Origin of the sequence: Bacillus sp. SIMBA_005, assembly GCF_046535585.1 — a bacterium.
Lineage (GTDB): Bacteria > Bacillota > Bacilli > Bacillales > Bacillaceae > Bacillus > Bacillus pumilus.
On record NZ_JAWRWI010000665.1, the window covers coordinates 1 to 259 of the forward strand.

Here is a 259-nt window from a genome sequence, read left to right on the forward strand (position 1 = left end):
GCCGATGGTTAGGGCGACGATCAACGCCACCAGGCCGCGAGTAAAAAGCGTAAGCTGCAGGCTGGTGTCAACGGCCCTGTTGATTTGTTCGATGGCTCCGGAAATCAGCAGCAGTGTGGCCACTATCCGCGGAAAAGGGCTTAGCGCGCGAGCGACCGGGTCCGCGATGGCGGGCAGCCGCCAGGAAGGATGTCGTGTAGAGAGCAACGCCCGACCGAGAGCAGCGACCAGCGCACAGGTCAGGACATGTTTGATGAGT

General features: G+C 61.4%; 1 protein-coding gene. It reads right to left on the reverse strand.

Annotated elements, in window-relative coordinates:
- Positions 1 to 259, reverse strand: a 259-nt coding sequence (locus SB660_RS21750; RefSeq protein ID WP_410584503.1) for a hypothetical protein, incomplete at both ends; no start/stop codon positions are given.